Origin of the sequence: Mesorhizobium sp. M0001, assembly GCF_040324255.1 — a bacterium.
In the GTDB taxonomy this organism is placed as follows: domain Bacteria; phylum Pseudomonadota; class Alphaproteobacteria; order Rhizobiales; family Rhizobiaceae; genus Mesorhizobium.
The window spans coordinates 690,904-705,046 of the sequence record NZ_JAMYVS010000002.1 but is presented as its reverse complement, the minus strand read 5'-3'; the positions used below and the strand labels follow the sequence as shown (position 1 = coordinate 705,046).

11 protein-coding genes are annotated in these 14,143 nt (G+C 63.8%); 1 reads left to right on the top strand and 10 read right to left on the bottom strand.

What is annotated here, in order from left to right; translation table 11 throughout:
* Position 1 precedes the first annotated feature (1 nt).
* On the bottom strand, positions 2-1,939 hold the full coding sequence (asnB, locus tag NKK50_RS08345; RefSeq protein WP_352543255.1) for an asparagine synthase (glutamine-hydrolyzing): 1,938 nt from the start codon (positions 1,937-1,939) through the stop codon (positions 2-4).
* 583 nt (positions 1,940-2,522) lie between these two features.
* Between asnB and NKK50_RS08340 the strand changes: the two genes are divergently transcribed.
* Positions 2,523-3,392, top strand: a complete 870-nt coding sequence (locus tag NKK50_RS08340; RefSeq protein ID WP_023828185.1) for a hypothetical protein — start codon at positions 2,523-2,525, stop codon at positions 3,390-3,392.
* A gap of 207 nt (positions 3,393-3,599) precedes the next feature.
* Here NKK50_RS08340 and amaB read toward each other — a convergent pair whose 3' ends face one another.
* The 9 genes from amaB to NKK50_RS08295 all read right to left on the bottom strand — a co-directional run bounded on the left by amaB (position 3,600) and on the right by NKK50_RS08295 (position 14,140).
* Entirely contained in the window at positions 3,600-5,114 is a 1,515-nt protein-coding gene (gene amaB, locus NKK50_RS08335) for an L-piperidine-6-carboxylate dehydrogenase (protein ID WP_023744242.1), read from the bottom strand.
* Between the two features lie 175 nt (positions 5,115-5,289).
* Complete coding sequence (locus NKK50_RS08330; protein WP_023707663.1) at positions 5,290-6,564, bottom strand: RNA polymerase sigma factor; 1,275 nt, start codon at positions 6,562-6,564, stop codon at positions 5,290-5,292.
* Positions 6,561-6,935, bottom strand: a complete 375-nt coding sequence (locus NKK50_RS08325) for a YciI family protein (protein WP_023671781.1) — start codon at positions 6,933-6,935, stop codon at positions 6,561-6,563. Before NKK50_RS08325 ends, NKK50_RS08330 begins: the two co-directional genes overlap by 4 nt.
* A 77-nt stretch (positions 6,936-7,012) precedes the next feature.
* A complete protein-coding gene (locus NKK50_RS08320) occupies positions 7,013-8,113 on the bottom strand; it encodes a DNA topoisomerase IB (protein WP_023744241.1) in 1,101 nt (366 codons plus the stop codon).
* A 63-nt stretch (positions 8,114-8,176) separates the two neighbouring features.
* Positions 8,177-8,938, bottom strand: coding sequence for a hypothetical protein (locus tag NKK50_RS08315; RefSeq protein WP_023686315.1), 762 nt, complete (start codon positions 8,936-8,938; stop codon positions 8,177-8,179).
* Positions 8,935-9,813: a glycosyltransferase family 2 protein gene (locus NKK50_RS08310; RefSeq protein WP_023833549.1), complete on the bottom strand. Its 879-nt coding sequence runs from the start codon at positions 9,811-9,813 to the stop codon at positions 8,935-8,937. The genes NKK50_RS08315 and NKK50_RS08310 overlap by 4 nt, the downstream gene beginning before the upstream one ends.
* On the bottom strand, positions 9,806-10,741 hold the full coding sequence (locus tag NKK50_RS08305) for a glycosyltransferase family 2 protein (protein ID WP_023686317.1): 936 nt from the start codon (positions 10,739-10,741) through the stop codon (positions 9,806-9,808). The genes NKK50_RS08310 and NKK50_RS08305 overlap by 8 nt, the downstream gene beginning before the upstream one ends.
* A 101-nt stretch (positions 10,742-10,842) precedes the next feature.
* On the bottom strand, positions 10,843-11,727 hold the full coding sequence (locus NKK50_RS08300) for a transglutaminase family protein (RefSeq protein ID WP_023683456.1): 885 nt from the start codon (positions 11,725-11,727) through the stop codon (positions 10,843-10,845).
* Between the two features lies 1 nt (position 11,728).
* Positions 11,729-14,140 (bottom strand): circularly permuted type 2 ATP-grasp protein, encoded by a 2,412-nt coding sequence (locus tag NKK50_RS08295; protein ID WP_023696879.1) that lies wholly within the window; start codon positions 14,138-14,140, stop codon positions 11,729-11,731.
* Between the last annotated feature and the right edge of the window lie 3 nt (positions 14,141-14,143).

Sequence of the window (14,143 nt, the reverse complement as noted above, 5' to 3'; positions counted from 1 at the left end):
CTCAGGCCGCTCTTGCCGCGCCGACCGCTTGGCCGGCGAAATTCTTCTGCCACAGCTGCGTCGACAGAATGCCGACGAAGGCGGCGTTGTCGCGAAATCCGGTCGCGGTCTCCATGCGGCATTTCTCGTGGAGCTTGGCCACCGCCTTGGCGTTGAACAGGCCGCCGGCGGTAATGCTCGCCTCGCCCAGGCAGTCACGAACATAGTCTAGTTCCTCCGCCCCGACGAAGGAGCGGGCCTCCGGGGCGCGGTAAGGTTGCTTGGTGCGTTTACCGATCGCCGCCGGAAGGTGGTGCCTGGCCACCTTGCGCAATATGTGCTTCTCCATCAAGCCTTTCAGTTTCATCTCCGGCGGAAGTCTTGCCGCGAACTCTACCACGCGATGATCCAGGAAAGGAAACCGCCCTTCGATGCCGTGCGCCATGGCCATCCGATCGCCTTGGCTGGAGAGGATGTAGCCGGGCAGGAGGAAGCGGGTTTCGAGATATTGCGCCTGATGCAGCGGATGCCATAGGGAAAACGCCTCGGGTAGGCGGCTGGTCAGCTCTTCAGCTGCGTCATAACCCTTCAACGTCGCGCGCAGGTCGCCGGAAAAGAAGATTTTCGCCGCCGCCGTGGTCTTGAAGCGTGGCCGATGCGAGAACAGCGGATCGTCGAGGGCAGCGTTGCTGGTGCCGAAGAAGGCAGCCAGATACTCCACCGATTGCTGTTGCAGGCCCGGCAGATACGGGTAAAGCCGGCGGAACAGCTGCGGCCTCATGCGCGATGTGGGCTGCCGCCCGCAGAACCGGCGGACACGCGCCTCCTTGAAGACGTCGTAACCGGCGAAGACCTCGTCGGCGCCTTCACCCGTCAGCACCACCTTCAGGCCGGCCTGGCGAACCAGGGCGGACAATTTGTAGAGTGGCGCTGGCGCCGTGCGGATGATCGGCCGCTCGGCAAAGCGGATGACCTCAGGAAAGACGCTGGCGATATCGCGGGCGCCGCATTCTATGGCGTGGTGGCGCGTGCCGAGCGCCGAGGCCATTTCGGTCTGAAAGGCGCTTTCGTCATGCTCGGCGCTGTCGAAGGTTACGGAAAATGTCTCCAGTCTCCGAGGAGTCATGCCGGCGGCAAGCGCCGAAACGAGCGACGAATCGAGCCCTCCGGAAAGATAGGAACCGACCGGCACGTCGGCCCGCATGCGAAGCCTCACCGCATCGGTCAGAAGGGCTTGCAACTCCTCTGCCGCGTGGTCCTCGTTCGTGATCTTCGACGGCTCATCACGATGCGGATAGTCCAGGTGCCAGTATCGTCTGACCGTGACCTGCCCCTGCGTCGCGATCATCACACTTGCCGGTTCCAACTCGTGGATATTGCGGAACGCCGTGCGCGGAGCGATCGGCGCCCACAGCGTAAAGATCTGATCCAGCGCAATCGGATCAATTTCAGCGGAGACACCCGGGACCTTCAACAGGGCTTTGATCTCCGAGGCAAAGTAAAGCACCCCGTCCTTACTTGTGTAGAAGAGCGGCCGGACACCCATCCGGTCTCGTGCAAGCACCATTCGTCGCTGCCGATTGTCCCATATCGCCAAGGCGAAATCACCGTTCAGGAGAGACAAGCAGTCTTCGCCCATCTCCTCATAGAGCTGAAGGATGACCTCTGTGTCGCTCGACGTCCGAAAGTGCCGGCCCTTGGCGATCAGCCCTTCGCGCAGTTCTATGTAGTTGAAAATCTCGCCGTTGAACGCAATCGTCAAATTGCCGGCCTCGTCGGACATCGGTTGCTGGCCATCGCCGATGCCGATCACCGACAGCCGCGCATGCCCGAGCCCGGCATCGGGTGCTACGAATTTCCCTTGCTCATCCGGCCCACGATGGGCAATTGCGGCTACCATGTGCGTGAGCAAAGCTTCCGCATCCCGGATTGACCCGAAATAACCCCCGAATCCACACATCCCTTGAACTCATATTGAACGCTAAGGTACGGAACATAACCTCGATAGTGGCATCTGGGGTTAATCCGATAATTTCACCGAGCATGTGGTTAACAAGAAGTTTGCCACGATGTGGTCTTGGTGGCTAGGACGCGATGGCTCTCCATCACCTCGCGCTTGCGGCCGTAATAGCCGGAACGATAGCCCAGGCGCTCCGACGTGGCGAACCGCCTGGATACAAACGGACCGCGCGCAACGTGCTGGCGATCTTAAGGCAAATTCAACCGCAGGCTGCCGGGCTGACTATTATTGCGGTAGGTTTTTCAACGGTTGCAATGGCTTAGCGTTTTCCGACACGCCCTAGGCGCGAACGGACCAGAGCGTTTCCAAAAAAGTGTGACACGGTTTTCTCTGCAGAAGCGCGCGGCGCTTCTCAAGCAATTTGCCTCGAAATCAAGAGATGACGGGGGTTTCAACGTGTCTGTAGAACGGTTGATCGCTCTAGGCCTTTTGTCCGGGTTGGCATGGCCGGACACGGGCGGCTAAGGCTGGAAATGTGATTGCACGTCTTCGCTGCCGGGGGGCTGGCCGGAGGACGAGGAGGATGGCGCTGAATTTCGAATATATTGCCGGCCATCCGGCGCTGCACCGTCATGTCGAGGCGCAGTCGAAGGCGTTGCTGCATATCTATGAAACGAGCCCACGCCTGGCCGCCGTGTTCGCCACGCAACAGCGCTGGTTGCTGGCTCACACCGGCCTAGCCCTGCATTTCGCCCGCGACCCGCGCGATCCCCGCACGGAACTGACACTGGCCCGCTTCATCGATGCCGTGCTTCACTATTCCGTCGCTAGCCGCAACACGGCCGAAGCCTTCATCAAGGAGATGCTATACTATCACATCATCGAATACCTGCCGCACACCGGTGATGGACGAGCCCATCCCTTTCAGGTGACGGCAGCGACGCTGAAGGAATTCGACGGCTGGGTGGTTGCGCATCTGCGCACGCTCGACGGTCTCGACAGCGGCAGCCGCCTCGCCGCCTTTCTCGAGCAGCACGGCATGATTTCCAGGCTGCAGCCGCTGGTGGCGGAAGGCCTGCTCTCCTCCAACCCAGTGCGTGAGCCCAAGCAGACGTTTTCGCTGTTCATCTGGCTCAACAATGGCGGCATCGTCATGGATTGGCTGATGTCCGGCATCGATCCCGACAATGCCGCCCTCGACCGGATCCCGACCAGCGTGGTTTCGATCGGCGAATTCGCCAGTTGGCTAAAACTCTCGCGCACCCATCTTGCGCGCAAATTGCGCGACGCCGAAAAGCTCGGCAGCGTCGGCTGGCTGGGCCGGCGCGGGCATTCGGTGATGTGGGTGTCCAACAGCTTCTACCAGGAATACATGACCGTGCAGGCCGCCAAGCTTGCCGTCATCGATGCCGCGTTCGAGGCCTGCCGACCGGCGTCGCCGCACGCTGGCTGAACGTTCGGCGCAGACGCTGTTGCGCAGCCGATCGTGCCGACCGCGAGGACCCGTCCGGGCGCATGGCCGAGGTGGCCTTTCCGCCGTCGGGATACGGACATCTGGACAGCGGGGGCGAAGCCTGAAAGCGGAACGATCCGCGCGAGCGGCAGCGATCCGCCCGACGGGTTCGGGTGGATCAACTGGTCAAAAGCCGGGCGCAGCATCTCAATCGATGTCGAATGACACGCCCTGCGCCAGCGGCAGCGCCTTGGAATAGTTCACCGTGTTGGTGGCGCGGCGCATATAGGCCTTCCAGGCATCGGAGCCGCTCTCGCGCCCGCCGCCGGTTTCCTTCTCGCCGCCGAAGGCGCCGCCGATCTCGGCGCCCGACGTGCCGATGTTGACGTTGGCGATGCCGCAATCCGAACCATCGACGCCGAGGAAGCGCTCGGATTCCTGCAGGTCGCGGGTGAAGATCGACGACGACAGTCCGGCGCCGACCGCATTGTGCTCGTCGAGCACGGCATCGAAATCGGAATATTTCATCACGTAGAGGATCGGCGCGAAGGTTTCTTCGGTGACAGGAGCCACCTGCTTCGGCATTTCGACCAGCGCCGGATGCACGTAATAGGCATCGGGATGGCCATTCTCGACCCGCGAACCGCCGGTCAGCTTGCCGCCGTGAGCGGTGGCTTCCTTGAGCGCCTTCTGCATGGCGTCGAAGGCCGCCTTGTCGATCAGCGGCCCGACGAGCGAAGACGTCTCCAGCGGATTGCCGACCGAGACGCTCTCATAGGCCTTCTTCAGCCGCGGCAGCAGCGCGTCATAGACGCTGTCATGCACGAACAGGCGCCGCAGCGTCGTGCAGCGCTGGCCGGCGGTGCCCATGGCGCCAAAGGCGATGGCGCGCAGCGCCATGTCGAGATCGGCGGTCGGGCAGACGATGCCGGCATTGTTGCCGCCGAGTTCGAGCACGGCGCGGGCAAAGCGCTTGGCCAGACGCGGGCCGACATCCCGGCCCATGCGGGTCGAGCCGGTGGCCGAAACCAGCGCCACCTTCGGGTGGTCGACCAGGATCTCGCCGACGGAGCGGTCGCCAATCAGCACCGGTGCCAGGCCCTGCGGCGCATCTGCGCCGAAGCGCTTGACCGCGCCGGCAAAAATCGCCTCGCAGGCGAGCGCCGTCAGCGGCGTCTTTTCCGAGGGCTTCCACACCACGGCGTCGCCGCAGACCAGCGCGAGCGCCGCGTTCCACGACCACACCGCGACCGGGAAGTTGAAGGCCGAAATGACGCCGACGACGCCGAGCGGATGCCAGGTCTCCATCATGCGATGTCCCGGACGCTCGGTGGCGATGGTTAGACCGTAGAGCTGGCGGGAAAGGCCGACGGCGAAATCGCAGATGTCGATCATTTCCTGGACTTCGCCGAGGCCTTCCGACGGGATCTTGCCGACCTCGATCGACACCAGCCGGCCGAGCTCGGTTTTGTGCGCGCGCAACTCCTCGCCGAGCACCCGCACCAGTTCGCCGCGCCGGGGACCCGGCACCATCCGCCAGGCCTGGAACGCCGTGTGCGCGGCATCGATGGTCTTGGCCGCATCGGCCGGCGAAATCGTCTTCAGCGCCGCGATCTGTTCACCCGTCACCGGACTGCGCACGACGAGGTCGCCGCCGGTCAGCGCGTCCTTGGCCACACCCAGTTTCGCCAGAAGTTCGGCCGTTTCCTTCGCTATCGTCATTTTTGTCCCTTTCAGATCCGCTCGCCATCATAGGGCGGCGGTCGAGCCTTGGCGCCATTATCGCCCGCATGCCGCAGGCGCTGTCATGGCGTGCCATTACTCGTTTCAGGGGAAAATCGCCACCCCGGCATGGTCCAAGCCGAGATTGCACGATTGAGCCAGAGGAGGAACAGGCTTAGTGCGCTGTCTTCGCCGGCGCCTTCACGGCTCCGTCTCGCATCAGCCGGTCGATATGCATGCGGATATGGGCGGCTTCCGCTGCCGTGTTGGCCAACGCAATGGCGCGATCGAAGGCGACACGCGCCTCTTCGCCACGGCCGAGCTGCATCAACAGACCGCCCTTGAGGCCGAAGAAGTGGAAATAGCCGGACAGCCTCTCGCCAAGCGGCTCGATCATGGCAAGGGCAGCTTCCGGCCCGCGCACCTTGGCGACCGCAACGGCACGGTTCAGCGTCACCACCGGCGAAGGTTGCATCGCCTCCAGCAGGCTGTAGAGCAGGTCGATCTCTGTCCAGTCGGTCTCCTCGGGGGTTGCCGCCCGCGCATGAAGGGCGGCGATCGCCGCCTGCACCTGGTAGGGTCCGGGCTTCTGGTGGCGCAGGGCCTTGTCGACCAGCGCCAGGCCTTCGTCGATCATCTTGCGGCTCCACAGCGAGCGGTCCTGGTCGTCGAGCAGCACGATCTCGCCATTCTCGTCGAAGCGGGCCGGCGCGCGCGCATGCTGCAGCAAAAGCAATGCCGTCAGGCCCATGATCTCCGGCTCGGTCTGGAACAGCCGCAGCAACAGGCGCGCCAGCCGGATCGCCTCCTCGCAAAGCGGCGCACGCGCCGGCGCCTCGCCGCTGTTGGTGGAATAACCTTCGTTGAAGATCAGATAGACCATGGCGGCAACGGCGGCGAGCCGCTCCGAGCGCTCGACCGCGCCGGGCGTCTCGAACGGCACGCCGGCATCGGCAATGCGCGCCTTGGCGCGCGTGATACGCTGTTCCATGGCGCTTTCGCCGACCAGGAACGCACGCGCGATCTGCTTGACGGTGAGACCGGAGACGATGCGCAGCGCCACCGCGATCTGCTGCGTAGGCGGCAGATCCGGATGGCAGCAGATGAACAAGAGCCGCAATATGTCATCGCGGTAGTGCGCGCCGTCCAGCCGTTCGGCGATATCGCTCTCGGCATCTTCCAGGTCCGAGATCTGGTCCTCTTCCGGCATCGGCGCCTGCTTGGCGCGCTTGCGCACCGCGTCGATGCCGGTGTTGCGGCCGACAAAGATCAGCCAGGCCGCAGGATCGCGCGGCGGCCCGTTCTGCGGCCAGTTCTTGAGTGCCCTCAGGCACGCGTCCTGGAAAGCTTCCTCCGCCGTATCGAGATTGCGGAAATAGCGCAGCAGCGCACCCATAGCCTGCGGGCGGGCAGCGCTGATCGCCGAGCTTATCCAGGCGAGGTCTGTCATGTGGCTACTCTGGTTGGGTTGAAGACGGAAACCGGTCGGATCTCATAGGATCCGCCGCTGGGATTGACCTCGGAAAGCTCGCGCGCGAAGTCGACGGCTTCGTCGAGATCGGCGCATTCCAGCGTGTAGAAGCCGAGGAACTGTTCCTTGGTCTCGGCAAACGGTCCGTCGATGACGACCGATTCGCCCTTGACCTTGCGCAGCGTCGTCGCGGCGGTGGTGGGCAAAAGCCGCGCCACCGGCCCAAGCCGGCCGGCTTGAGCGTATTTTTCCTGCACATGCATGAGCTTTGCCATGACCTCGTCATCCTGTGCCTTGCTCCAGGAGGAGACGACATCTTCGGAGGCATAGCAGAGGATAGCGTAGAGCATGGGACGTCCTTTTCTGTCTCAAAGGACGAAACAGTAGGGCCTATGCCGACATGGCGTCGACAAAAACGCCATTTTTGTCAGCCTTCGCTTGCCTTCAACCATCTCAGCACAAGAGCCTCTTCATCATCGAGACCGTCTATCGATCGCTTGCGCTTGTTGGCCTCGGTCATTTCGCTAAGCAGCCGCCCTTCCACCCAGGCTTCGAAAACCTGTGGATGGATGTAGCATTTGCGGCAGACGGCGCGTGTGTTGCCGAGCCGCTCGGCCACCTTGTCGATGACGGCGTTCATTACACGCTTGGTCTGCGCCTGGCTTTCGGGAAGATCCGTCCGCGCAAACAGCGACGCGGCATGGATGGTACCGCCCCAGGTGCGGAAATGCTTGGAGCTGAAATTGGCGCCGATCGCGTCGCGGATATAGCGGTTGACATCGTCGGAGCGCACCCCATGCCTCTCGCCGTCCTCGTCGAGATATTGGAACAGTTGCTGCCCCGGAATATCCTGCGCGCCGCGCACGACCCGGGCGATGCGGCGGTCGACCAGCTTCAATTTCCATTCCTTGCCGGACTTGCCCTTGAAGGCAAAGCGCAGGCTGGATCCCTTGATGTCGACGTGGCGGTCGCGCAGCGTCGTCAGCCCAAAGCTCTTGTTGTCGCGGGCATAGGCGGCATTGCCGACCCGGATCATCGTGTTGTCGAGCAGCCAGACAATTGCCGCCACGACGCGCTCGGCCGGCAGGCCACGGCGGCGCAGATCGGCATCGATCCGGCGGCGCAGCTCCGGCAGGCTTTCGGCAAAGGCGACAAGGCTGGAGTATTTGGCGCCGTCGCGCTCGGCGGCCCACAGCGGATGGTAGCGGTACTGTTTGCGCCCGCGCTGGTCGCGGCCGGTCGCCTGGATGTGGCCGGCGGGATCGGGCGAGATCCACACATCCGTCCATGCCGGCGGAATGGCCAGCGCCTTGATGCGGGCAATGGCTGCCGCGCCGACGGCCTGTCCTTTCGCGCCCTTGTAGGAAAAGCCTTCGCCCGCCTTCAGGCGCCGGATCCCCGGCTCGCTGTCGCTGATATAGGTGAGCGAGGCCTGTTCGGCAGCGGTCTGCGCGCCGTTCTTCGGCGCTCCATCGTCCCCCCGTCCGGCAGCCGACCGGCCGGATGGCGTCCCAGATTTGTCAAGCATGCCCGCTCCACGAAATTTTTCTCGTAGATAAGCGCCAGGCCGACTGCTGGTTCCACCCCGTTGCTATGGAATGTGGTCGGGTCCACCAATGGTGGCACCAGCCGGCACGGCCATCCAGAGGCCGCCATCGTCGACGTGAGGCGGATGGTAGTCGCGCCCGGGCGGAATCTGTTCGAACACGGCCCCTGCCTCATCGGCAAGGTAGTCATAGCCCACATCCTGCAGGAGCCCCTTTGGATCCAGGTGGTGGTAGAGATTGCGGCGGGCGATCCGCCGCTTCGGCTCCATCATCTTTAAATGATAGAGGTTGAGCCCGCTGTTGCGGGCCTTGAAACCAAGATCGGGAGGATACCAGAGCCCGTGCAGGTCCTCTGGTCGGTACTTCGCCGGATCGTAGGCTCTGAACAGACGATACTGGAACTTTTCGGCCCACAGCCCGTCGACCCGGTACTCGGTCGGCGAATACAATTCGCGGAGCCGGAACCCCCAGGCCATGCGCCTGTAATCCCCCGTCAGCTGTCCGATCCGCTCCGCGGTACCGCGTTCCAGCCGCTCATCGGGATCAATAGCCAGGATCCAGTCGGCGGCAGCTTCATGCGCTGCGTCGAGCAAGATCCGCCGCCGCTGCGGCTCGCTGCTGAACACGCCGGTCGCCCCGCGATCGTCATAGGCAATCCAGCCGTCAACTACCGGATCGATATTGGTGATCAGATCGGCAACCAGATGCGCGTCATAACGATAGCTGAAAACTGCGACCGTTCTCTGCCGCGTCCAGAACAGTCGGCTCCGTCGCCAGCGTCGAGGCTTGATTTGGCTCGTTATCATTTTCTTGTTGCCGCTTTCACGCGATTTCGCACGCCAATATAGACACCCACGGATTTGACCAGCAGGGCAAGCCAGACAATTGGCATCGACATCATCGCGAAAGTTCGATCCCGATCGGAAAGCCCGATCTTCGCCAGCTTGCGGGCATTCCGCCGATCGCGAAACGTGTCGCGAAAACACCGAAACGGAGTGTTCAGGGCGGACGCTGCGAGGTAATCGCCGCGGCGACAGCCGCGCCTGTACTGATCGGCAAGCAATCTGGACAGCCGGGTTTCGTTGCGATGAACGGTTTGCACCTTAGACTCCCACACCGGCTGCAGTTCCTGCGGCAGCCGCCCCAGGAATTCGGTGTCTTCGGCAGCAGGCATGGTTTCATCGAACAAGCCAAATTCATCGAACAGCCGCCGATCGAACGACACGCCGTAACGCAGCGCACGATCCGACGGCAGACCGGGAAGCCGTCGCATGAACATGATCAGATGAGCCGCACAGGCGATCAGATTGCGCGGATGGCTATTCACCATCGCGCTCGCCACGGCGCGGTCGCCAGCCAGATGCCGCTGCATCCGTGCCTCGGCCCAGCCCGAACAGGCGAGGCAATCATCGGCAAGAAAGGCAACGAAAGGCGCTTTGGTGGCCGCAATGCCGAGGTTGCGGGCTGCGCCTACAAACAGCCTTCGACCGACCTCGATCACTGGCACCTTGACCCCGGCGCCGGTCAGCAGCGCCAGGACCTCGCCTCCGCCCGAGTTGACCACCATGATCTCGAGCGGCTCATCCTGATCCAGCAGGGATGTCACCGCCTCGACGATTTGAGCCGGCGCGCGATAGCCGATGACAATGACGGCAAGCTGCGGCGGGGCTGATTCAGGCACGTTGCAACTGGACGCGCGGAGAGGAAAACCAGCGCCGCAGCGCCAGCTTCAGCTGGTAGCGCCTGCAACGCCAGGTGTTCGACCGCACCTTCGGCGCCGCCGCCGCGATCCTCAGGAACCGCGCCGCCGTCTCCAGATCGCCGCGCGCATAGTGAACCCGGGCGATCTTGAGGGCGACCAGCCCCTCCCTGGTCTTTAGCGACGACAGTGGGATGCCACAGTCAGTCAGCTCGCGCAGCGCCAGCCGCCAGTCGAGAAAGCGGCGCACCGGCCTGGTGATGAAGCGATCATCGGAACGCACTGCCGAAACGTGGTAGATCATGACGGGATGCACGATCAGGGCAAGCGACGCCCTGCCCATCAGCCTGGACCAGAACAGCGTGTCCTCGTCATAGGCAAGCCCGGTCGGGAAGCGCGTGTCGCCGACGACGCGCCGGGAAACCAGCGCACTGCCCACGGCGATCGAGCGAATGTGACCTTCCAGATAGGCCGAGGCATTGGCTATACCGTCTTCTATGTAGCCGGCTGGAAGCTTGAGGTTCCGGTTCTCGCCATCGGTGCGCCGACGGTAGGCGCCGATCACCATGTCGGCGGCCGGTTGCTCCCCCGCCCGGACCAGCATCGACCGCAGCCCGCCCTCCAGATGCAAGTCGTCGGCGTCGATCAGGTAGATCCAGGAGCATTGCGCCTGCGCCAGCGCCACATTGCGGGAGCCGCCCGCGTCCCGGCAGCTGCTCTTGAGCACGCGCAACGGCAACGAGAATTGCGTGGCGGCATTCAGCGCGGCTTCTGCCGTCCCGTCCGAGGAGGAATCGTCGACCAGCAGCACCTCGCCGATAACCTCGGCTTCGGAACGAAGCGAGGCCAGCGTGGCCGCAATGGTTGCCGCCGCATTGTGCGCCGGGATGATGACGCTGATTGCCGTCAATACCGAACTCCGCATCAGCATGCCTGCCGACCGATCCTCCCCGAAGTTTCGACCGAGCATAACGGGCATGGCCGTTGTTGAGAAGCTGTGCTTCGAGGCTGTCAGGCCTTCTCGAGCGCGACCGGGATGACGTCGACGGCCTGGTCGCCGACCTGGCCGCCGGTGGTTTTCAGCACGCCGACGATCGGAGCCACGTCGGAATAGTCGCGGCCATAGCCAACGGTGATGTGGTCGTTGCTGGCCCGCATGCCATTGGTCGGGTCGAATTCCTGCCAGCCGGCATCGCGCCCACACCACACCTTGACCCAGGCATGCATGGCATCGGCGCCTTCGAGCCGCGGCTTCCCTTTCGGGGGAATGGTGCGCAGGAAGCCGCTGACATAACCCGCAGGAATACCTAGCCCGCGCAGGCCGGCGATCATGATGTGGGAGAAGTCCTGGCACACGCCCCGCTTCAAACGGAAGGCATCGCTGGCCCCGGTACGCACCGTGGTCGCTTCCCCGTCATAGGTGAAGTCGCGGTGGATGCGGTTGCACAGATCGATGGCCATGCCGACCGTCGAGCCGCCGGCGCTGTCGCGGGCATAGGCGGTGATCGCCGCATCGATGCCGGCATGATCGCTGGCGGCGAGAAAGTGATGCGGTGCATCCGGCGCCAGTGACCGTACGGCGCCGAGTTCTTCCCGCAGGCGCTGCAGATCGGGCGACACGTCGAGCCCAGGCTCCGGCCGTGACACCGACACGCGCGCGCTCATTCTGATGTCGAGCCCGTCATGGACGTCGCGAAAGGCGATCGCGGTGACATTGTTGCCGAAGAAATCGGCAAAATCCGTGCGCTCCGATGGGGTCGGCACAAACGAAAGCGAGGCCGCGATCACGCGCTGCACGCCGGCAATGGTCGGCGGCAATACACGCACCTGATGCCGGCTGCCACCGGCCGCGGCGTCATAATCGTAGCTGAGATGAAGCCTGATATCGTACAGCATGTTAACCGAAATACGCTTTAGCCAGGCTGCTATAGAGGTTGCCGATCTCAGTTGCGAGATCGTCCAGCACCTCCGCCGACATCTCCGATGGCTCCATGACGGCAATTGCCGTGTTGAGCTGCAGGATTTCCTTGGCCGCGACCGACATATGCCCCTCCGGCCCAACCGATGGCAACAGGCCGATCTCCGCCTTCAGCCGTTCGAGCTGGAACAGGATCGAGCGCGGGTTGAGTGGGTCGAGCGCCAAGAGGTCGATCACCGTGCGCCGTCCGGCCCGCACCGGATATTGCCGGCGGTGGGTCATGACGCTGTCGCCGATCTCCAGCATCATGTCGAGCGAGCCGTCCGGCGCACCGGACCTTGTCAGTCGGGCTAGCGTACGGGCGATCTGGATGCCGCGCTCGATCCGCCGGCCGATCTCGAGGAAACGCCAGCCGGTGAAACGGTACATATTCTCGTGCAACAGGCCAGAGAAACCGGCGAGCTTGCGCAGCATGACCGTCATCGCCCGTGTCGCGTCGTCACCCGGCGCCACCGTGGTGGCGAACTGATGAATGGTCTTCGACAGGTCCTTCAGCGCCAGCCAGCCATCGGGCGAAAAGCGGTCGCGGATCTGTCCGGCGCTGTAGACGGCGCTGTCCAGCGTGCCGATCAATCCGGGCGGAATGGCCGCTTCGAGATCGATGCCGAAGGGTTCGAGATAGTCCCTGATATCGGCGAGCAGCAGCATGTCAGGATCGGACGTCTCGGCCAGCCGCACATGATAGGCGCGCAGGATACGCACCGTATCTTCCGAACGCTCGATATAGCGGCCGAGCCAGGTCAGGTTTTCCGCCGCGCGGCTGGGCAGGCTGCCCGGCATGGTGCGGACGAAGCTGTCATGCTCCTGCGGCAGCAGCGTCTCGCGCTCGACCGACCGGTCGCTGACCACCCAGACGTCGGCCGCCTGGCCGCCGCGCTGCATGGCGATGGCCGTCGGGTCGAGCGAAAGGCCGACACGGGCGAAACCGCCGGGCATTACCGTCCAGCCATCGGGCGTGCGCGCGAGATAAACGCGCAGGCTTGCCGGCCGTGGCTCCAGCCAGCCGCCGACATAGACCGGCGTCGTCGACAGCGTCACCGCTTCCTGGCCGACGAAACCGCTGCCATCGCTCTCGATGCGCGCGATCAGCGCGATGCGTTCCTCCGGCGTCAGTGCCGAACCGAGCCTGGTCTGGCCGTCATCCTCAAAGGCCAGCCGCGTCGACAGCGCCGGACCGATCACCATGCGATCGATATTGGCAAGCACATGGGCCCGTTCGGTTGCTTGCCCGCACCACCAGGTCGCCACGCTTGGCAACAGAAGTTCTTCGCCGCGCAATGCGCGCGAAATCTTCGGCAGGAAAGCGAGCAGCGCCCGGGTTTCCATCAAGCCCGAACCCAGCGCATTGACCGTCGAAACCGTGCCGCGGCGGATCGCCTCGACCAGCCCCGGGGTGCCGATATGCGAGTCTGGCCGCAGTTCCAGCGGATCGGCGAAGGCGGCATCGAGCCGCCGCCACAGCACGCTGATCGGCATCAGCCCCGAAACCGTGCGCACCATCAGCTTGCCGCCGGCGACGGTCAGATCCTCGCCCTCGAGCAGCATGATGCCGAGATAGCGGGCGATATAGGCGTGCTCATAATAGGTCTCGTTGAGCGGCCCCGGCGTCAGAATGGCGACGCGGCCGTCATTCTCCTTCGCCATGCCGATCAGAGCATCGCGAAAGCGACGGAAGAAACCGGCCAGGCGATGCACATGCATCTCGCCATAGATGTCGGACAAAGCCCGCGTCGTGGCGACGCGGTTTTCCAGCGCAAAGCCGGCGCCCGACGGTGCCTGCGTGCGGTCGCCCAGCACCCACCAGCTTCCATCCGGTCCACGGCCGAGCTCGAAGGCGCAAAAATGCAGGAAATGACCGCTGGCCGGCATGGTGCCGACGACGGGGCGCAAATATTCGGGGCTCGCCGCAATCAGGCCTGCCGGCAGGATTCCCTTCTCGATCAGCCGGTTCGGGCCATAGATATCAGCGACTATCTCCTCGAAAAGCTCGGCGCGCTGGACGAGACCGGCGCTGATCCCGGCCCATTCCTTGTCTTCGATCAGCAGCGGGATATGCGCCAGTGGCCATTCGCGCTCGTTGGCGCCGGCCTTGTCGTAGACGCGATAATAAACGCCGGCGTCGCGCAGATACTGGTCGGCGCGGGCAAAGCGCTGGCCCAGCTTTTCGGGACCCAGCTCCTCCAGCGCCTCGATGAAGGGCGCCCAGGCCGGACGCGGATGGCCCGAAGCATCGACCATCTCGTCGACGACGCCGTCAATCGGCTGGTAGTGCTCCAGCAGACTGTGCCTCAGCGGCTTGCCGCGGACCTTTTTCTGATTCCCCTTTGCCATCGC